This is a genomic window from Marinobacter sp., assembly GCF_965229985.1.
Lineage (GTDB): Bacteria > Pseudomonadota > Gammaproteobacteria > Pseudomonadales > Oleiphilaceae > Marinobacter.
This window is the reverse complement of record NZ_OZ245935.1, coordinates 1,218,317-1,237,190: the sequence shown is the minus strand read 5'-3', so window position 1 is coordinate 1,237,190 and position 18,874 is coordinate 1,218,317. Positions and strand designations below refer to the sequence as shown.

Here is an 18,874-nt window from a genome sequence, read left to right as displayed (position 1 = left end):
AGCGCCCGTAGCTCAGCTGGATAGAGCACCCGCCTTCTAAGCGGGTGGTCGCAGGTTCGAGTCCTGCCGGGCGCGCCATCAAGTCGTCGGCTTGGTCCGCGCCGGAGCGACCGTAACCAGCAAAGTTGAAAAGTAAAGGCATGTCCCGATGTGGTGGACGTAGCTCAGTTGGTAGAGCTCAGGATTGTGACTCCTGCGGTCGAGGGTTCGAACCCCTTCGTCCACCCCACTTTTCTTTAAGAGTTGATTCCGCGTTTGTTGAATAGATTGATGGCACTCTGGCCATCGGGCATTCTTCATTCTGTTGTGCGCGAGTGGCGGAACTGGTAGACGCGCTGGATTTAGGTTCCAGTGGGGCAACCCGTGAGAGTTCGAGTCTCTCCTCGCGCACCACCCCTTTCTTTTTTCTGTTTCGTCCCCATCTCTTTTTTTACCCGATTTACCAGCCGTGTTTTTAAGTGATATCAAACTGCACAGCAGGGTGATTCTCTCGGCGGTGCAAAGCATGATAAACTACCGGCTTTTAATTTTCGGTCCTTTTGCGGGAATTCCCCCGGAATCGGACTTTTGGGTTTAATTTCATTCACATACCGAACCTGTAATTTGAGGATCTTCCATGCAAGTGTCTGTTGAAACGACCTCCAACATCGAGCGTCGCATGACGATTGGTGTGCCCGCCCAGGAAATCGACCAGGCGGTCCAGAAACGCCTGCAGGAAACCGCGCGTACCGTGCGCCTGAACGGTTTCCGTCCGGGTAAGGTGCCCATGAGCGTCGTCAAACGTCGTTTCGGTGACAGCGTCCGCCAGGAAATCGTTGGTGAGGTTATGCGCGACAACTACATCAAGGCACTGCAGGAACAGGATATCAACCCGGCAGGTTGGCCGAAGTTTGAGCCGAAGACCATGGAAGAGGGCAAAGACCTGGAATTCGTTGCTATCTTCGAAGTGCTGCCGGAAATCGAATTGGGCGATCTGAGCAAGATTTCAGTCGAAAAGCTGACCTCCGAGATCACCGACAAAGACGTCGACAACATGATCGACAACCTGCGTCGTCAGCAGGCCACCATGAAAGAAGTCAAGCGCAAGTCGAAGAACAAGGACGTGCTGACCATTGACTTCAAAGGTTTCATCGACGGTGAAGAATTCGAAGGCGGAGCCGCTGAAGGCCATCGTCTGACTCTGGGTTCCGGTCAGATGATCCCAGGCTTCGAGAAGGCGATCGTTGGTGGTAAGGCCGGCGAAGACATGGAAATCGAGGTTACCTTCCCGGAGGATTACCACAACGAAGATCTGGCAGGTAAGCCGGCCAAGTTCGAGATCAAGATTCACAAGGTTGAAGAGCCGCAGTTGCCGGAACTCGACACCGAATTCTTCAAGAAGTTCGGTATCGATGCCGAAGACGAAGCGACTTTCCGCGAAGAAGTCAAAAAGAACATGGAGCGCGAGCTCAAGCAGGCGGTTTCCAACAAGGTCAAGAACGACGTTGTTGACGGACTGCTGGAAACCACCGAGCTGGATATTCCGGCTGCCCTGGTTGATCAGGAAATCGATCGCCTGCGTCAGGATGCCGTTCAGCGTTTCGGTGGCCAGGTTGATTTCCAGCAGCTGCCGAAAGAAATTTTCCAGGAGCAGGCTGAGCGTCGCGTGAAGACCGGGCTGCTGTTCCAGGAAGTGGTCAAGAAGAACGACCTGAAGGCCGACCCGGCGAAGGTAGACGAAAAGATCCAGGAAATCGCGTCTACGTATGAACAGCCGGAAGAGGTTGTTGCGCACTTCAACAGCAACCCGGAGCAGAAGTCCCAGATTGAGTCTTCTGTCCTGGAAGATGCGGTTGTTGACCATGTGCTGGAGCAGGCCAAGGTCAAAGAGAAGAAGGTCAAGTACGAAGAGGCCGTTCAGGCCGGTCAGCCCCAGCGCTGATTTTGCCCGGGTCCGGCGTAAAAGCCGGTCCCGAAGGCCGACCCCGAGAACAGCCGGCATGCCCGGCTGTTTTCATCTGGGGCTGCTGCTGGCAAAGTATGGGGTGCAACATTACTGAAACTGCCGTGGCGCGAGTCCACGACCCATTGTCCATAAGGAGTTCAGGCGCATCATGACGCAGAAACCAATCGATGGTCCCGCAATGGTTACCAATTCCGGACTGGTACCGATTGTTATCGAGCAGACAGCTCGCGGCGAACGGTCATTCGACATTTATTCCCGTCTGCTCAAAGAGCGGGTGATCTTCATGGTGGGCCCGGTCGAGGACCACATGGCGAATCTGATCGTGGCCCAGCTCCTGTTCCTGGAGTCTGAAAATCCGGACAAGGATATTCACTTGTACATCAACAGCCCGGGTGGCTCGGTAACTGCTGGCATGTCCATCTACGACACCATGCAGTTCATCAAACCGGACGTTGCGACCCTGTGCGTCGGCCAGGCGGCCAGCATGGGCGCGTTTCTGCTCGCCGGCGGTGCCGCTGGAAAGCGGGCCTGTCTGCCCAACTCCCGCGTGATGATTCATCAGCCGCTGGGTGGTTACCAGGGTCAGGCAACGGACATCGAGATTCACACCCGGGAAATCCTGAAGATCCGGCACACGCTGAACTCCATTCTGGCCCATCACACCGGGCAGGATCTGGAGACGATCGCCAAGGATACCGACCGTGACTACTTCATGGATCCGGGCCAGGCGAAAGAGTATGGACTGATTGATTCAATACTTGATAAGCGCGTACCGAATAAATAATACTGGAAGTAATCGCATCATACTTGGCCGGCGTATCAGGCAGTGACGCCGGCAAAACGAGATCAGAGGTATTTCAATGGCAGATGAAAGAAACGGCAGGGGCGACGATAACGGCAAGTTGCTCTACTGCTCGTTTTGTGGAAAGAGCCAGCATGAAGTCCGAAAGCTCATTGCAGGGCCCTCGGTGTTCATCTGCGACGAGTGCGTCGACCTGTGCAACGACATTATCCGGGAAGAAATCCAGGAGAATGCGCAGGAAGAGCCGAGCGATCGCCTTCCTACACCGGCCGAGATCCGCACTACTCTCGATGAATACGTCATTGGCCAGGATCGCGCCAAGGTGGTGTTGTCGGTTGCGGTCTATAACCACTACAAGCGTCTTCGTTATGGTGAAGGCAAGGGTGATGTGGAACTCGGCAAGAGTAACATCCTGCTGATCGGTCCTACGGGTAGCGGTAAGACGCTGCTTGCAGAAACCCTGGCGCGGATGCTGAACGTGCCCTTTACCATTGCCGACGCCACCACGCTGACCGAAGCCGGTTACGTGGGTGAGGATGTCGAGAACATTATCCAGAAGCTTCTGCAGAAGTGCGATTACGATGTCGACAAGGCCCAGCGGGGCATTGTTTACATTGACGAGATCGATAAGATTTCCCGCAAGTCAGACAACCCGTCCATTACCCGGGATGTTTCCGGTGAGGGTGTTCAGCAGGCGTTGTTGAAGCTGATTGAAGGTACCGTTGCGTCGGTCCCGCCGCAGGGTGGCCGCAAACATCCGCAGCAGGAGTTCCTGCAGGTTGATACCGGCAATATGCTGTTCATCTGCGGTGGTGCCTTTGCCGGGCTCGACAAGGTCATTCGCGAGCGTACCGAAAAGAACAGCATCGGTTTCTCCGCTTCGGTAGCCAGTCAGGACGACGCCAAGAACACCGGCGATGTCATCAAGGACGTGGAGACCGAGGATCTGGTGAAATACGGTCTGATCCCCGAGTTCGTGGGTCGTTTGCCGGTAGTTGCCACTCTCAACGAGCTGGACGAGGAAGCGCTGGTGCAGATTCTGACCGAGCCCAAGAACTCCCTGACCAAGCAGTACCAGAAACTGTTCGATATGGAAGGGGTTGAGCTTGATTTCCGGGAAGACGCATTGCGGGCTGTTGCCCGGAAGGCCATGGAGCGCAAGACCGGCGCCCGGGGCTTGCGTTCCATTATGGAAGCCACGCTGCTGGACACCATGTACCAGATTCCTTCTGAGCATGACGTGACCAAGGTTGTGATCGACGAGAGTGTAATCAGCGGGGACTCCGAGCCCTTCAAGATCTACGCGAGCAGTGATCACGCCAAGGCTGTGCCCGAGGATTGAAGGCTGTTCAGTGGTTAAAATGAAAAGGGGCGGTGACGCCCCTTTTCGCGTTTTGTATCCCGATATTCCTGCCCTGTTTCGTTTGGTAAAAATATTGCAATTTTTGCGGGCGCCCCAATGAAGGGTGATATGCTGAAGTAAATACCGTCAGAGGATTCCCAATGACCCGTATACCCGAGAATGCCGTGCAAGAATACCCGCTGCTCCCGCTGCGTGACGTGGTGGTGTTTCCGCACATGGTGGTCCCGCTGTTCGTGGGCCGTGAAAAATCCATTCAGGCTCTTGAAGCCGCGATGGAAGGAAGCAAGGAAATCCTCCTGGTAGCCCAGAAAGATGCTTCCACCGATGAACCTGGTCCCAAGGATGTGTTCGAGATGGGCACTCTGGCCACGGTCCTGCAAATGCTCCGCCTGCCCGACGGCACCGTCAAGGTGCTCGTGGAAGGTAATGCCCGCGCCACTATCAGCGATATCACTGAGGGCGAATACCTGTCCGGTAGCGCTGTCCTTATGGATGAAGAGGGGCTGCCTGAGCGTGAGCAGGAAGTGCTCGTCAAGACCTTGATGGACGAGTTCGAGAAGTACGTAAAGCTGTCCAAGAAGGTGCCCTCCGAAGTTTCCAATGCTCTCACGGGTATTGAGGAGCTGGAACGTCTGGCCGATACCATGGCCGCGCATCTGGAAATGCGCATTCCCGAAAAGCAGGAGCTTCTTGAAGCGCTGGATATCCGCAAGCGCGTGGACCTGCTGCTGGGCAAGCTCGATGGCGAGATCGACCTGATCGAGGTCGAGAAGCGTATTCGTGGCCGCGTTAAGAAGCAGATGGAGCGTAGCCAGCGCGAGTACTATCTGAATGAGCAGATGAAGGCTATCCAGAAGGAGATGGGTAACCTGGGCGAAGGCAACAACGACTTCGAGGAACTTGAGCAGAAGCTTGAGGAAGCTGGTCTGCCGGAAGAAGCCCGCAAGAAGACCGAAACCGAACTGAACAAGCTCAAGATGATGTCGCCGATGTCTGCGGAAGCTACCGTAGTGCGTGGCTACATCGACTGGATGCTGGCGATTCCCTGGAAGAAGCGCAGCCGTGTCCGTCACGACATCGAGAAAGCCCGCGAAATCCTCGACAGGGATCATTACGGCCTGGATGAGGTCAAGAAGCGCATTCTGGAATACCTTGCGGTTCAGAGCCGTGTGAAGAAGGTCAAGGGTCCGGTGCTTTGCCTGGTTGGGCCTCCTGGCGTTGGTAAAACGTCGCTCGGGCAGTCCATCGCCCGTGCCACCAACCGGAAGTACACCCGCATGGCCCTGGGTGGCGTTCGGGATGAAGCCGAGATCCGTGGTCACCGGAAAACCTACATCGGTGCGCTGCCGGGCAAGCTTCTGCAGAAGTTGTCCAAGGTGGGCGTGAAAAACCCGCTGTTCCTGTTCGATGAAATCGACAAGATGGGTATGGATCACCGCGGTGATCCGGCATCAGCGCTGCTTGAGGTTCTGGATCCGGAGCAGAATCACACATTCAACGATCACTACCTGGAAGTGGATTACGATCTCTCCGATGTGATGTTCGTGTGCACCTCGAACTCCATGGACATTCCGCCGGCGCTGCTGGACCGGATGGAAATTATCCGGATTCCCGGGTACACGGAGGACGAGAAGGTCAACATTGCCCTGCGGTATCTGTTGCCCAAGCAGATCAAGGCAAACGGGCTGCGCAAGGACGAATTGAAGCTGCCCGAGGATACCCTCCGGGACCTGATCCGATACTACACCCGTGAAGCCGGTGTGCGTGGCCTGGAGCGCGAGATTGCGAAGATCTGCCGTAAGGTGGTACGCGACCACGTGGAGAGTGGCGAGAAGGCATCTGTGACCCTGAGTCAGGACATGCTTGAAGACTACTCAGGGGTCAAGAAATTCAAGTACGGCCTCGCCGAGGAAAAGAACGAGATCGGTCAGGTTACGGGTCTGGCCTGGACCCAGGTTGGCGGCGAACTGCTGCACATTGAATGTGCACTCACACCGGGCAAGGGCCGGGTAGTCAAAACCGGTTCCCTGGGTGATGTGATGCAGGAGTCCATCCAGACGGCCCTGACAGTGGTACGCAGTCGTGCACCCGGACTGGGTATTGCGGATGATTTCCACGAGAAACACGATCTGCACGTCCACGTACCGGAAGGTGCAACACCGAAAGACGGCCCGAGTGCGGGTATCGGCATGTGCACGGCGCTGGTTTCTTCACTGACCAAGATTCCGGTTCGCGCCGACGTGGCAATGACCGGTGAGATTACCCTGCGCGGGCGTGTACTGGCCATCGGCGGCTTGAAGGAAAAGCTGCTGGCGGCGCACCGGGGTGGCATCAAGACGGTGATTATTCCGGATGAAAATGTCCGGGATCTCAAGGAGATACCGGAGAATATCAAGGAATCGCTGGAGATTCGCCCGGTGAAGTGGATTGACGAAGTGCTGGATATTGCGCTGGCTTATCCGCCCGAGCCCAGGGCGGAAGATTCATCCCCGGAAACCGGGTCTGGTAAGCCGCGTGATGAAGAAGGTGACGCGTCAGAACGCATAAATACACATTAAAGCCTTGATGAGTTGTTGACATGCCTGAGAGCCCATTGGTATAACTGTTTCGCCGTGAAGCAGCCAATACCAAGGGCTCCCGCGCAGTTAGTGCCTATTCCGAATGCCGGTATAAAGCCGAAAGGAATAAGAAAACTGAAGAATGGAATTCTCTGACCGCTTATGCGATAGTCGAGAACGTCCGAGAAAAAACAAACCAACCTATAACATCTTCAACCTGAAATCGAAGGGGTTTAGTGTGAACAAGTCCGAACTTATCGATGCAATTGCAGAGTCCGCAGATATCTCCAAAGCCGCCGCTGGCCGTGCTCTGGACGCAATGACCAACTCCATCACCGGTGCCCTGAAAAAAGGCGATCAGGTAACTCTGATCGGTTTTGGTACCTTCTCCGTTAAAGAGCGTGCTGCTCGTACCGGTCGTAACCCGCAGACTGGTGCCGAGATCAAGATTCCGGCCTCCAAAGTGCCTGGGTTCAAAGCAGGCAAGGCCCTGAAAGACGCCGTTAAGTAACGGTTCTTTCTCCGGTGGCTCCTGTCACAGGGAGCCACCCAAGAAGAATTCAAGGCGCATTCCAGACCGGGTGCGCCTTTTTACGTTAAGTCCGCCCGTAACAGCGCGCTCAAACGAATAACACTGCACGACCTTGAACAGGGATCCGGGAGAAACATGCTTCAAGATATTCGGGAAAATGCCCAGGGCACGATTGCCAAGATCATCATTGGTCTTCTGATTGTGTCGCTATCCATCTGGGGAATGGACGCCATTGTTGGCGGCTTCTCCGGCGAGCCTGAAGTGGCAACGGTCAATGGCGAGGATATTACCGAGCGGGAGTTTCTCCGCGTGGTGCAGATGGAGAGCCAGCGCAGGCTATCCAGAATGGAAACTCCCGATCCTTCCATGCTTAACGAAGACCAGATCCGCACGGATGTACTGGATTCCCTGATCCAGGAGCAGGTCCTGATCCAGGATGCCAATGCCCAGGGTCTGGAACTCAATGATACCGATATCGATGCGTTGATTACCCAGATGCCGCAGTTCCAGGTGGACGGACAGTTTAACCGCGACCGGTTCGTTTCCACGGTGCGCAACATGGGCATGGGTGTCGGCGAATTCCGCGAAGCCATGCGCAAGCAGTATGTGGTTAACCAGATCCGTGCAGGCATCGTCCAGAGTGGCCTGGTGGCGGATGAGAACGCCGAGCAACTGCTCCAGATCCAGAATCAGACCCGCAGTTTCCGGGTGCTGGATATTCCTGCCAGCGCAGTGGCCGACACTATCTCGGTTACTGAGGCTGATATTGAAGCCTTCTATGAAGAGAATTCAGGGGCATTCCAGAAGCCGGAGCGGGTCGATGCAGCCTATATCACCCTGTCCCAAGGTGCCCTTGCCGAGAGCATTGAAATTGACGATGCGGAGCTTCAGGCCTATTACGAGCAGCGGTCGGCTGATCTGGCGAGCGAGGAGCGTCGTGCGGCTCATATCCTGATCGAAGAGGGCAGCGATGCGGACGAGACCATGGCGACTATCCAGGAGCGCCTGGCGGCCGGTGAGTCCTTTGCCGATCTGGCCCGGGAGTATTCGATCGATACCGTCTCCGCTGAGGAAGGCGGCGATCTGGGTTATGCCGGCAGGGGAATCTATGCCGAGGCTTTCGAGGAAGCGTTATTTGCCCTTGAAGAGGGGGAAATTTCCGAGCCGGTTCGTACGTCATTTGGTGTCCATCTGATCCGCCTGGAAGATGTGAGGGAGTCAGAGGTGCCGTCTCTGGCCGAAATGGAAGAGCAACTGCGTCGTGAGCTGGCTCGTGAACAGGCCAGGGAGCGTTTTGCGGAAGTTCGTGCCGAGCTCGCCGACTCTGCCTATGCAGCCGATGATCTGGCCGGCCCTGCGGAAGAGCTCGGTCTGGAGGTGCGTGAGGCCACCGGCATTACCCGCGAAGGTGGTCAGGCTCCGTTTGATCATGCCGGCCTGGTTCGGCAGCTGTTCTCCGAGGATGTTCTGGAGGCGGGCTACAATACCGAGCTGATTGATGTCGGTGACAACGTGTCCGTTGTCGCGCGGGTTCGGGAGTACCATGAGGCCGAACAGCTGCCGCTGGACGAGGTTCGTGGTCAGATCCGAACCACACTTGAGCAGCGCAAGACACGTGAGGCTCTCTCTGAAAGGGCCGATATGATTATCGCTGACCTTGAAGCGGGCGAGACCCCTGAGGGTATTGGTGAATGGTCGAGCTATGAAGGCCTTGCCAGGAACTCCTCGGATGTTGGGCCTGCCATTTTGCAACAGGTCTTTTCTCTGCCCCGTCCTGCGGATAACGCCCGTTTCGGCAAGGCTGTTACGGCCAATTCAGCTGCTGTGATCGCGTTGGATGAGGTCACCGACGGTCAGGTGGCCGAAGAAAGCACTGAGCTGAACCAGCTCCGTGAGTTCCTGGCGTCGCTTGAAGGGCAGCGTGAATACGCCGCCTACCAGCAGTTCCTGAGGAACCGGGCGGAAGTCGAGAGACCCTGATGTCTGCTCCATAAAAAAGGGCGCCGAATGGCGCCCCGCGAGAGATGAAAAGCCCGGTGCGAATGCCCGGGCTTTTCTGTTATTCGGCCTTCTTGATATAGACCTGTGGCACTTCGCCGGAGGTGTCAAAATAGAAGCCATAGACCGCCGACTCCGGTGGTGTGAAACGGAAGTTCTCGAACACGGCGGAACAGTTAGCGTTTACCGGCTTGTCCAGCTCAACCACCTTGTCGTCGGCCTCTGAGAGATAGCCACAATTGGTGCCACTGCTCCAGTTGGCATCGCCAAACTTGAATTCGTAGGGCTGACCGTCCGCTTTCAGTTCCACTTCAGTCCGGTACAGCCCGCTGTCGACCTTCTTCACTTTGTACTCTGGCAGTGCATCCCACCAGGCAAACTGGCCTCTGAGATACAGCGAGTCACTGTAGTCTCGCTCGCCCCCGGTCGTCGCGCAACCGGTGACGGCCAGAACGGAAGCCAGGGCGAGAGTGTGGAGTTTCATGTTCATGGGTGTTCTCCTTCTTTTTGTAGAAGCCACCGGGTGGCCCGGTGGCTGTTTGGTGGTCCCAGTACCCGCCGGTCAGCGGGCAAAGACGCCAACGGACAGTGCGGGAACGGAGAAATCGCCGCCCGACGCGCTGGCCGTGCTGGTTGGCGAGGTGTCCGCCAAGACAGCAAAGGTGCCGGTCAGCGCCGTACTTAGAGTCTGGGTGGTATTGCTGGCATTGATCACAACAACAATCTCGTCGTTGGCGGCATCCAGATCTGCAAGGTCGTTGCTGGTGTCATCCAGCAGGCTGTAACCGATTACTCCTGGAATCTGCCCGGAGCCTGTATTCAGGAAGTGCAGCCGATTCTGGATAGCCTCGGCCGTCTGCAGGCGGAACAGCGGGCTGTCCCTGCGCACGGTCAGAAGCTCACCGACCTGTTCGTTGGTGTAGGCAATCGCTTCAGGCGTTGGCGCTGCACCGGCTCCTGCGGACTGAATCACTTCGCTGATGAGGTCCCAGTTCGAGCCGTCCTTGTCCTGGCGTGGCAGACCCCGATTCCAGGCGGAGCTCTGGTAACTGAAGTCCACCTCGTTGTACCAGTCGCCGGAGTCGTAGCTGTCCCGTTCCATGGATTTTGAGCGCAGCAACTCCGAACCCATATGCAGGAATGGGATGCCCTGGCTGAGGATGGGTACGGCCAGGCTGATCACCTGCATCTGTGCCCGCTCCATAGTGGTCGCGGCATAATCTGCCTTGTACTGGTTGTTGTCCCACAGGGTCTGGTTGTCGTGCTTCGAGACGTAGTTGATGATTTCCTGGGGATCGTCGGTGTAGCCGGCATTCTGCCCGTTGTAATCAATCTGGGCGCCACTCAGAATCTCGCCGTTGGCCGTCTCAAAGCTGAAATCCTTCAGGCTGCCGGCAATACCGATGCGCACCCAGTCGCTGAGCTGCAGCAGGCGGTTTTTCTCGTCTTCGCTGCCACTGTTGCGATCGTTCGGTAAGGTGAAGAGCCCATTGCCAAAGCCCTGGTTGGCGCGTATGGCATCGCCGCCGTCAAATGGGCCACCGCCACGGACGGCATCCCGGAGCCGGTCGTTGAAAGAGCCGATGCCGGTGCCTGCCATATTCGACTGGATGGCGTTTTGGCCCCGGGCATTATTGGCCACTTCGCCGAAGTTCCAGGCCTCCCCGTAGAAGTAGGTGTCCGGATCAACTGCCTTTACCGCTGCAAGGGCTTTTTCCATATTGCTGAGCATATGGTGGCCCATGAGGTCGAAGCGGAAACCGGAGATCTTGTAATGGTCCGCCCAGGTCACCAGTGAGTCCACCATGAGCTTTTCCATCATGGCGTGTTCGCTGGCGGTATTCTCGCAGCAGGTGGATTGTTCCACCGCTCCGGTTTCCGGATTCTGGCGGTGGTAATACCCCGGGACCAGCTTGTCCAGTACGGAATTCTCGGCAAGCCCGGATGAGTTGGTGTGGTTGTAGACCACATCCATGACCACGTTCAGGCCGAGTGCTGTCGCCGCCTGCACCATTTCCCGGAACTCCAGAATACGCTGGGTGCCGTCCGCATCGGAGGCATAGCTGCCCTCCGGAACGGTGAAGTGTACCGGGTCGTACCCCCAGTTGAAGCTGTCCAGGTCCCGGAAGGTGTTGTACAGAGCCTGGGCGTCGCCGGTCAGCGGATCAAATTCAGCCAGCACCTGACGAATCGTTTTGCCACTGGCGCAATATGACTGATAGGCGCTGGCAGTATCGTCGGAAAGATCGCAAAGACGGCCGAAGTCATCACTGATGTCGACCACCGCGGTGGGGTCCTCGTTGACGGTGGCAATATCGAAAGCGGGAAGCAGGTGGAGGTGGGTGACGCCGGCATCGGCCAGGGATTTCAGGTGTGCGACGCTGTCGACGCTACCGTCTGCGGGTGCGGTGAATGCACGGTATTTGCCCCTCAATGCCGGATCCAGGGTTTCATCGGTGGCGCTGAAATCACGAATGTGGGTCTCATAGACAACCACATCCTCCGGCGCCAGCATGGCCGGTGTTGACAGAGAATCCCAGCCAGCCGGTTTGTGGTTGCTCTCCAGATCCACAACCTGGGCATACTCGCCGTTGGTTGAGAGGCTGAGCGCATAGGGATCCGAAACCATGGTGGTTTCGATGGCCCCCGTTCTGGGATGGTAGACAGTCACTTCGTACTGGTAGAACTGCTGATCGAGGTCCGCAAAACTTCCGCTGTGGGTCCAGACGCCATCGGTTTCAGTCATGCTGACCGGGTAGCCTGTAAGCAGAGTGCCAGAATCGTCGAAAACGTGCAGACGCAGAGACTGTGCGGTGGGCGCCCAGACGGCGAAGTCTACGTCTGCGCCGTTTACCACGGCACCCAGCTCCCCGTTATAGGCAAACAGATCGTCCAGCACCCCCGGAATCTGGACGCCGGTCGCCATGACCAGATCGTCACTACTGTTGAAGCCGGCGGCCACCAGTTGGCCTTTGAGGGCCGCTTTGATGTCCGAGTTGCCTGCCTGAACCTCAAAGGCCGGCCAGTCACTCAGGTGCGGGAATTTTTCCGCAAGGGCAGGAGCAAGGGACGTTGCCGATAGTGCCAGGGACTGTCCCCCGTCGAGCGTTTCGCTTTCGGTAACATTGATTTGCGCATTCTGGTCGTGCCGTAGTTCAACCCGGGCCAGGCTACCTGCGTCCTTGATCACAACCGTGGTTTCATCGAGCCAGTGAGCCTTGGCCCCGGCGATGGTTACGGCCTCTGCCTCAATCGGGTTTTGTGACAATTCCTGGCTGCCGCTGAGGGTAAAAATTCGGTCGCCGAGCGAGCCGAAGTGCCAGCGGTGATCAAGGCCGCCCAGATCTTTTTCATCGCCCTTGTGCATGATGAAGTTCATGCACTCTCCGGCTTCGCGCATCGGGATCAGGTACCAGGCTCCGTAAGTGTCGCTGACACCATCGGGCAACCGTGGGCTGCTCCATTCTGTTGGAACCCCCTCGGCAAGACCGTCGCAGCCATCTGCGGGGTTGTTCCAGAGATGCAGGCCCCAGCCGCTGTAGTTTTCGTCAGGTCGTTTGTAATAGAGCAGTGCTTCGTTTTCACCCGGCTCCAGCAGTGTGTCGGTCTGGCCGCCACCACCGGTGCCGTCGTCCGGCGCAGCGCTGTCGCTTCCGGAATTGCAGCCGGCCAGCGCCAGCGAAAACGCCAGTGCCAGGCTGCCTGCAACCAGTTTTTGCTCAGGCATGGGAAATCCCCTTTTCCATTGTTTTTGTTTGGCTTTGAACCCTTTCGGGTCAGTTTCATAGTTGCGTGATAAAGCCGGAAGAACATCCTTCGGCGGGCAATTTTTCGGGGCGTAGATGGAATGGTGCTGGGGTAGTAGAAACGGTTCAGCAGGCAAAAAAGGGGCCGGCAAAAGCCGGCCCAGAGGAGGTCCAACGAGAGTGTGGGTTTTAGAGCCTTACCACCAGGCTTCGATCTGGGCGCCGATCTGGATATCTCCATCGACACCTTCACCACCGCGAGCTCCTTCGGCTTCGTCACCAAAGAAGGTTGCGGCGTAGGCTCGGATAACCGGGCGCGCCCAGTATCCGGGGCCTGCTTGCCACTGCTGGGCGATCGCGAATTTACCGAGGTCCTGGGATTCGGTGAACCAGGGGCGGTCGGTGTCGCTGTAGCCCACTTCGATTGCGGTGCTCATCACTGGCGACCAGTTGTAGATCGGGCGCGCAACAATGCTCAGGCGTTCGCCGTCTTTGGCGGACGGGTCATGAGACTCGGCCTGCTCGTAGACAACGGAGTGGCCGAGATCCCAGCCTTTGCCCAGTTTGATCACACCGTGGTTGAGCACGCGCCAGCTGGATTCGAAGTAGCCGGCCACGTTGCCGTTGTCCACCCGGCCACCACTGGCATTCTCCGCCAGGGCGAAGCCCATGGAATCAGCACCGTACTGAACCGCAAATTTGTTGAAACCGCCCATCACGCCGGACGAGAATTCTGCGGTGAAGAAGTAGCCGTTCTCATCATTTACGCCGGCGTCTTCCTGGGCGTCGGTCAGGTCGGCCATGGCGTAAATGCCGATCAGCTCGAGGTTGTTACCGCCTGCCAGAGGGAAGGAGTAGCGCACGTCGACTTTGTTGTTCTGAACAAAGTTGTCGCCATCACTGGTATCGGAGTTGGTGTAGGCCAGTGAGAGTTGGCCGGGGCCTGCGGTGATGTTCTCGATACCGGCGCCATAGCCGGCGTTACTGACGTAAAACAGGTCCAGTTGGTGGATGTCCTTCCGCTTGTAGAAGCGCTTACCGGCCCAGAGAGTGGAGCCGGGCAGCGATTCAATCACGTTGTTGGCGGAGACATAGAGCTGGCGAAGTGCAATGTCACCACCGCCGTAGGGGTCGGAGCTGTTCGACGTGGTTTCCTGATTGCCAAAATCCACGTTGTTGATGTTGTTGAAGCCGTTCAGGGCCTGGTAGTCGTTGCCCTGGCGGTTAGCGCTGTAGGCCAGCATGGAATCAAACCGGAAGGTTTTGCCGTCCTGGCTGAACAGTTCGTCGCCAAGTGCCAGTTCAGAATAGGTGTCGCATTCATCGGCCAGACGACCAACGTAGTGGCCGGTAGAGCCGCTGCCAAAACAGGTTTGCTCGCCACCGCTGCCAATGTTGGTGGACACGCCTGCCCGGGCATAACCGTGGAAGTCAACGGCAACGGCTGGCGTTGCCAGGACTGCGGCGGTGATTGCTGCAGCCAGGGGAAGCTTGTTTGCAGTAAAGCGCTTTTTATTTTGCATCATCTGTGTCCTGTGCTTTTTGTCATTTTTTAAATGTCAGGGAAGCGGAATCTCCGGATGCCGAAACTGGATCGGCAATGGCCGGATCAGGCTTCCGGTTCCCGCGATTGCAGCTTCTGCCAATCAGACATTGGGAAACCGGATTTCATAGTGTTGTAACGTAGGGGTTAGTACATCATCCGCCCCAAAGAATTTGGGGGGTGAGTTTTCAGGGGGAGGAGGGGCGTAGGAGGATGAGCCCCTCCGTTATTCGCTTTGCTATCTTTCCTGCAGTCGTTCTCAGTTCGGCGGGAAGCGGGTGGGCTTGAGGCTTTCCTTGATCTTCTTGAGGTGCCCGAGGAAGTCCGCGCCGCGTTTCAGGGTTACGCCGGTTGCGAGGATGTCGATAACGCTCAGGTGAATGATGCGTGAGGACATTGGCATATAGACCTCGGTGTCCTCAGGAGCGGTCACGCCCAGCACCACCGTGCAGCTTTCTGCCAGTGGGGAGTCGGGATTGGTGATGCCAATCACAGTAGCACCGTTGGCCCGCGCCAGTTGGGCGATATCCACGGTTTCCCGGGTGCGGCCTGTATACGAAATGAGCACGATGACATCACCCACGTTGGCGCCGGCCGCAACCATGCGTTGCATCAGGGCGTCGTCGTAGGACATGACCGGAATATTGAAGCGGAAAAACTTGTGCTGGGCGTCCATCGCCACAGCAGCAGAGCCGCCCATACCAAAGAAATTGATCTGCTTGGCCTGGATCAGGTAATCGATCGCAGTGGCCAGGGCTTTCGGGTCGAGCGCCTGCCGGGCCTTGTCCAGGCTGGCAATGGTACTGAGCATGATCTTGTCGGCGAATTCGGCAACGGTGTCGTCAGGCTCGACGTTCTGGCCGATATAGGGGGTGCCGGTGGCGATGCTCTGGGCGAGGCGGATCTTGAAATCCGGGAAGCCTGTGGCCGAGAACCCCCTGCAGAAACGGTTAACCGTTGGCTCGCTGACGTCGGCGGCTCTGGCCAGGGCAGCTATGCTGTAACGGGTGGCCGCGCTTGGGTCGCGGAGAATGGCCTCGGCCACTTTCCGCTCGGATTTGTTAAGGGTCTCCAGCCTGGACTGGATGTCCTCAAGCAGATTGTCGTCACGGTGCGCCTGGTTCGCGGCCATCAATGGTACTCCCTGAATCATGGGCGGTCGTTGTCTTGAAAACGCGGTGATTATACCGCTTTTTTACCGGTTTTGGGGTAGTAAAAGTATCACGAGACGCAGTTTTTTCTTGGAAAATTGATTTTTGGATGTCATTATTTGTTTAAAATTACTACATTGATGCCTGTCATCGAGTTTTTGCGACGGGCTGCCCACCAGAGAGAAGGAACCAATGGTCAACAAGATTAATACCCGTTGTGACCTCATGCTATTCGGAGCGTTGGGTGACCTTGCCCAGCGAAAACTGTTTCCGGCCCTGTACCAGCTGGAGCGCGCCAACCTCCTGGCTGACGGTAGCCGGGTGCTGGCTATTGCCCGCACAGAGGCGGATACCGAGACCGTACGCCAGCAGTTATTTGACAAGCTGAAGCAGCATGTAAAGCCAGAAGAGTTCGATGCTGAACTGGCCAAGTCCTTTCTGAAGCGGGTTGATTACCAGATTCTGGATTTTAACGAACCGGACGCTTTCGGTGTGCTCAACGAGTGGCGTGATGACGCGAACAATGAGCTTATTGTTTATATGGCAACCCCGCCGTCCATGTATGGCGTCATAGCCCGAAACCTGCGCTCCGCCAGTTGCTGTACCGAGAAGACGCGGGTGGTGGTAGAAAAACCGATCGGTCACGATCTGGAGTCGTCGAAGGTGATCAACGACGAGCTGGGTGAAGTCTACAACGAGAACCAGCTGTTCCGGATTGATCATTACCTGGGCAAGGAAACGGTTCAGAACCTGATCGCTTTGCGATTTGCCAACAACCTGTTTGCCTCCCAATGGGACCAGAACCACATCTCACACGTGGAAATTACCGTTGCTGAAAGTGTTGGCATTGAGGGCCGGTGGGGTTATTTCGACAAGGCCGGCCAGATTCGCGACATGATCCAGAACCACCTGTTGCAGCTGCTGTGTCTGATCGCTATGGACCCGCCTTCGGATTTGTCCGCGGACAGCATTCGGGATGAAAAGGTAAAAGTGCTCAAGGCGCTGAAGCAGATTACTCCGGACATGATGGACAGCTACGTTGTGCGTGGTCAGTACACCGCCGGCACCAGTAACGGCAAACCGGTTCCCGGTTACCTCGAAGAAGAGGGTGCGAATAAGGGCAGTGCCACCGAAACCTTCGTGGCGCTCAAGGCCGAGATCGACAACTGGCGCTGGTCCGGTGTTCCGTTTTACATCCGCACCGGCAAACGCCTGCCGGAGAAGCTGTCGCAGATTATCATTCACTTCAAGCCGGCGCCGCATTACATCTTTGATCCGGACCAGAAGCACCTGGCCAACAACAAACTCATCATCCGTCTTCAGCCAGATGAAGGTATGGCCCTGAAAATCCTCACCAAGGACCAGGGTCTGGACAAGGGCATGCGCCTTCGCCAGGGCCCGCTGGAGCTGACGTTTTCGGAGACGTTTGCCACCGACCGTATTCCGGACGCCTACGAGCGTCTGCTGTGGGAGGTGATGAAAGGCAACCAGTACCTGTTTGTCCGTCGTGACGAGGTGGAGTTTGCCTGGCGCTGGGTAGACCAGGTTATCCAGAATTGGAAAGACAGTGGTGAGCCACCCAAGCGCTATGCCGCAGGAACCTGGGGGCCGGTTGCCTCCATCGCCATGATTACCCGGGACGGGAGGAGCTGGTATGAGGATGTCTGATCTTCGCTTGCCCGAGGGTGTCAGCGACCGTTCAGGTGAAACGCCGGAGGAAGTGGCCCTGAATCTTGCAGATGCGGTCGCCGGGTTCCTGGCTGCCCGCCTGAGAGAAGCGCCCAGGGCGAGCCTGGTGGTATCCGGCGGATCCACGCCGCTGCCATTTTTCAAGGCGCTTTCCGGCAAGGATCTGGAATGGAGCAGGGTAGACGTGTTGCTGGCGGATGAACGTTGGGTGGATGAAAACGACGACGCCAGCAATACCCGCCTGGTTCGCGAGCATCTGCTGCAGAACAAAGCTGCGTCGGCCCGATTCCTGTCCCTCAAACAGCCCGGCGCCACACCTGCCGAGGGCCTTGAGATGTCGAAGGCCGAGCTGGCAGGTCTGGCCCTGCCCATCGACGTGCTGATTCTGGGCATGGGTAACGACGGCCACACGGCGTCGCTGTTCCCGGACGCACCGGAGCTGGAGGGCGCCATGGATCCGGAGTGTCAGGAAATCGTTGCGGCCGCCACGCCCGCGTCGCAACCCCAAAAACGCATCACCCTGACATGGCCACCCCTGAGAGATGCCCGCTTCACCGCCTTGCATCTCAAGGGCGAGGACAAGCTGCAGACACTCGAGCGGGCCATGTCCGAACCGGACAAGGTGCTCGAAATGCCCATCAGAGCTTTCCTGAAGCCTGGCCTCCAGGTGTTCTGGAGCCCCTGAAACGCCCGATCTTTGTTATGGAGAAAATCATGAACCAACTTTCCGATTACCATCGCGAGCGCGTCAGGGCGGTACTGCAATCCTCACCCCTGGTGCCTGTGATCGCTATTCAAGATCTCGAAGACGCCGTGCCACTTTGCCAGGCACTGGTTGATGGCGGCATCAACGTCCTGGAAATCACCCTGCGCACCGAACACGGCCTCAAAGCCATCGAACAAGTCCGCAAAGCCATCCCGGACGCCTGGGTAGGCGCGGGCACCGTCTCCAGCATTGCCCAGTACCGCCAGGTGGAAGCCGCTGGCGCCCAGTTCGTTATCACCCCGGGCGTGACCGAAGCCATCCTGGAATTCGGCGTGACCTCCGAAGCCCCGCTGTTGCCGGGCATTGCCACCATCTCAGAGTTGATGGTCGGCTATAACCTCGGCTACCGCGAATTCAAATTCTTCCCCGCCGAGGTCGCCGGCGGCATCCCGGCCCTAAAAGCCTTCAGCGGGCCATTCCCGGACGTCACTTTCTGCCCCACAGGCGGCATCCGCCGCAACACCGCGGCAGACTATCTGGCCCTCGGCAACGTCCAGGCTGTTGGTGGCACCTGGTTGACTCCAGCTGATGTGGTGGCGGCCAAAGACTGGTCGCAGATTACGGAGATTGCGCGGGGGAGTCTGGCTGATCTCTGACTTCTGACTTGGTTTCCCAGACTGGAAGTTTTGGAGTGGATGCACTTTGGGGCAGGGCTCCCGGGAAACGCTACGAGCACCCCTGCGGGGTCCAGCCAGCAATCATAGATTGCTGTCGTTCGCCTGTCGCATGAAGCTTCGCTTCATAAACGCTCGGTCTCACCCATGTGCGCTTGGCGCTGGCC

The 18,874-nt window shown here is 57.2% G+C and carries 13 protein-coding genes and 3 tRNA genes; 12 read left to right on the top strand and 4 right to left on the bottom strand.

The genetic code is table 11. The annotated features are described in order from the left end of the window. The first annotated feature begins 1 nt into the window (after nt 1). From ACO06L_RS05585 to ACO06L_RS05545, 9 genes are all read left to right on the top strand, one after another. Nucleotides 2–78, top strand: a tRNA-Arg gene (locus ACO06L_RS05585). A 75-nt stretch (nt 79–153) separates the two neighbouring features. Then, nucleotides 154–229, top strand: a tRNA-His gene (locus ACO06L_RS05580). A 79-nt stretch (nt 230–308) separates the two neighbouring features. Next, nucleotides 309–393 (top strand) — tRNA-Leu (locus ACO06L_RS05575). A gap of 223 nt (nt 394–616) precedes the next feature. After that, the gene (tig, locus tag ACO06L_RS05570) at nt 617–1,921 is read left to right on the top strand and encodes a trigger factor (RefSeq protein ID WP_202347453.1); all 1,305 of its coding nucleotides are present in this window, start codon (nt 617–619) and stop codon (nt 1,919–1,921) included. 172 nt (nt 1,922–2,093) lie between these two features. Next, nucleotides 2,094–2,729 (top strand): ATP-dependent Clp endopeptidase proteolytic subunit ClpP, encoded by a 636-nt coding sequence (clpP, locus tag ACO06L_RS05565; RefSeq protein ID WP_064228914.1) that lies wholly within the window; start codon nt 2,094–2,096, stop codon nt 2,727–2,729. A gap of 76 nt (nt 2,730–2,805) precedes the next feature. After that, nucleotides 2,806–4,089: an ATP-dependent Clp protease ATP-binding subunit ClpX gene (gene clpX / locus ACO06L_RS05560; RefSeq protein WP_064228915.1), complete on the top strand. Its 1,284-nt coding sequence runs from the start codon at nt 2,806–2,808 to the stop codon at nt 4,087–4,089. Nucleotides 4,090–4,250: 161 nt separating this feature from the next. Then, a complete protein-coding gene (lon, locus tag ACO06L_RS05555) occupies nt 4,251–6,668 on the top strand; it encodes an endopeptidase La (protein ID WP_064228916.1) in 2,418 nt (805 codons plus the stop codon). 238 nt (nt 6,669–6,906) lie between these two features. Continuing rightward, on the top strand, nt 6,907–7,179 hold the full coding sequence (locus tag ACO06L_RS05550) for an HU family DNA-binding protein (RefSeq protein WP_008174603.1): 273 nt from the start codon (nt 6,907–6,909) through the stop codon (nt 7,177–7,179). Nucleotides 7,180–7,335: 156 nt separating this feature from the next. Continuing rightward, nucleotides 7,336–9,180, top strand: coding sequence for a SurA N-terminal domain-containing protein (locus tag ACO06L_RS05545; protein ID WP_202347455.1), 1,845 nt, complete (start codon nt 7,336–7,338; stop codon nt 9,178–9,180). Nucleotides 9,181–9,259: 79 nt separating this feature from the next. On the opposite strand, the gene ACO06L_RS05540 is transcribed toward ACO06L_RS05545, so the two are convergent. From ACO06L_RS05540 to ACO06L_RS05525, 4 genes are all read right to left on the bottom strand, one after another. Then, entirely contained in the window at nt 9,260–9,688 is a 429-nt protein-coding gene (locus ACO06L_RS05540; RefSeq protein ID WP_082905029.1) for a hypothetical protein, read from the bottom strand. 72 nt (nt 9,689–9,760) lie between these two features. Then, nucleotides 9,761–12,925 carry a pullulanase-type alpha-1,6-glucosidase gene (gene pulA, locus ACO06L_RS05535; RefSeq protein WP_202347456.1) on the bottom strand — a complete coding sequence of 1,055 codons (3,165 nt, stop codon included), beginning with the start codon at nt 12,923–12,925 and terminating at the stop codon, nt 9,761–9,763. Nucleotides 12,926–13,141: 216 nt separating this feature from the next. Beyond that, nucleotides 13,142–14,470 carry a carbohydrate porin gene (locus ACO06L_RS05530; RefSeq protein ID WP_227715947.1) on the bottom strand — a complete coding sequence of 443 codons (1,329 nt, stop codon included), beginning with the start codon at nt 14,468–14,470 and terminating at the stop codon, nt 13,142–13,144. 276 nt (nt 14,471–14,746) lie between these two features. Then, entirely contained in the window at nt 14,747–15,619 is an 873-nt protein-coding gene (locus ACO06L_RS05525; protein WP_064228920.1) for a MurR/RpiR family transcriptional regulator, read from the bottom strand. Between the two features lie 211 nt (nt 15,620–15,830). Here ACO06L_RS05525 and zwf point away from each other — a divergent pair, with 211 nt between their 5' ends. From zwf to ACO06L_RS05510, 3 genes are read left to right on the top strand one after another with little or no spacing between them, the layout of a single operon-like run. Next, entirely contained in the window at nt 15,831–17,306 is a 1,476-nt protein-coding gene (gene zwf, locus ACO06L_RS05520) for a glucose-6-phosphate dehydrogenase (RefSeq protein WP_104322841.1), read from the top strand. After that, on the top strand, nt 17,299–18,012 hold the full coding sequence (gene pgl, locus ACO06L_RS05515; RefSeq protein ID WP_202347457.1) for a 6-phosphogluconolactonase: 714 nt from the start codon (nt 17,299–17,301) through the stop codon (nt 18,010–18,012). The genes zwf and pgl overlap by 8 nt, the downstream gene beginning before the upstream one ends. Nucleotides 18,013–18,041: 29 nt before the next feature. Beyond that, nucleotides 18,042–18,689: a bifunctional 4-hydroxy-2-oxoglutarate aldolase/2-dehydro-3-deoxy-phosphogluconate aldolase gene (locus ACO06L_RS05510; RefSeq protein WP_202347458.1), complete on the top strand. Its 648-nt coding sequence runs from the start codon at nt 18,042–18,044 to the stop codon at nt 18,687–18,689. The last annotated feature ends 185 nt before the right edge of the window (nt 18,690–18,874 follow it).

Excerpts from the sequence above, each read along its gene's own strand:
- tig (WP_202347453.1), top strand. The coding sequence starts at position 617 with ATGCAAGTGTCTGTTGAAACGACCTCCAACATCGAGCGTCGCATGACG.
- clpP (WP_064228914.1), top strand. The coding sequence starts at position 2,094 with ATGACGCAGAAACCAATCGATGGTCCCGCAATGGTTACCAATTCCGGA.
- clpX (WP_064228915.1), top strand. The coding sequence starts at position 2,806 with ATGGCAGATGAAAGAAACGGCAGGGGCGACGATAACGGCAAGTTGCTC.
- lon (WP_064228916.1), top strand. The coding sequence starts at position 4,251 with ATGACCCGTATACCCGAGAATGCCGTGCAAGAATACCCGCTGCTCCCG.
- ACO06L_RS05545 (WP_202347455.1), top strand. The coding sequence starts at position 7,336 with ATGCTTCAAGATATTCGGGAAAATGCCCAGGGCACGATTGCCAAGATC.
- ACO06L_RS05540 (WP_082905029.1), bottom strand. The coding sequence starts at position 9,688 with ATGAACATGAAACTCCACACTCTCGCCCTGGCTTCCGTTCTGGCCGTC.
- pulA (WP_202347456.1), bottom strand. The coding sequence starts at position 12,925 with ATGCCTGAGCAAAAACTGGTTGCAGGCAGCCTGGCACTGGCGTTTTCG.
- ACO06L_RS05530 (WP_227715947.1), bottom strand. The coding sequence starts at position 14,470 with ATGATGCAAAATAAAAAGCGCTTTACTGCAAACAAGCTTCCCCTGGCT.
- ACO06L_RS05525 (WP_064228920.1), bottom strand. The coding sequence starts at position 15,619 with ATGGCCGCGAACCAGGCGCACCGTGACGACAATCTGCTTGAGGACATC.
- zwf (WP_104322841.1), top strand. The coding sequence starts at position 15,831 with ATGGTCAACAAGATTAATACCCGTTGTGACCTCATGCTATTCGGAGCG.
- pgl (WP_202347457.1), top strand. The coding sequence starts at position 17,299 with ATGTCTGATCTTCGCTTGCCCGAGGGTGTCAGCGACCGTTCAGGTGAA.
- ACO06L_RS05510 (WP_202347458.1), top strand. The coding sequence starts at position 18,042 with ATGAACCAACTTTCCGATTACCATCGCGAGCGCGTCAGGGCGGTACTG.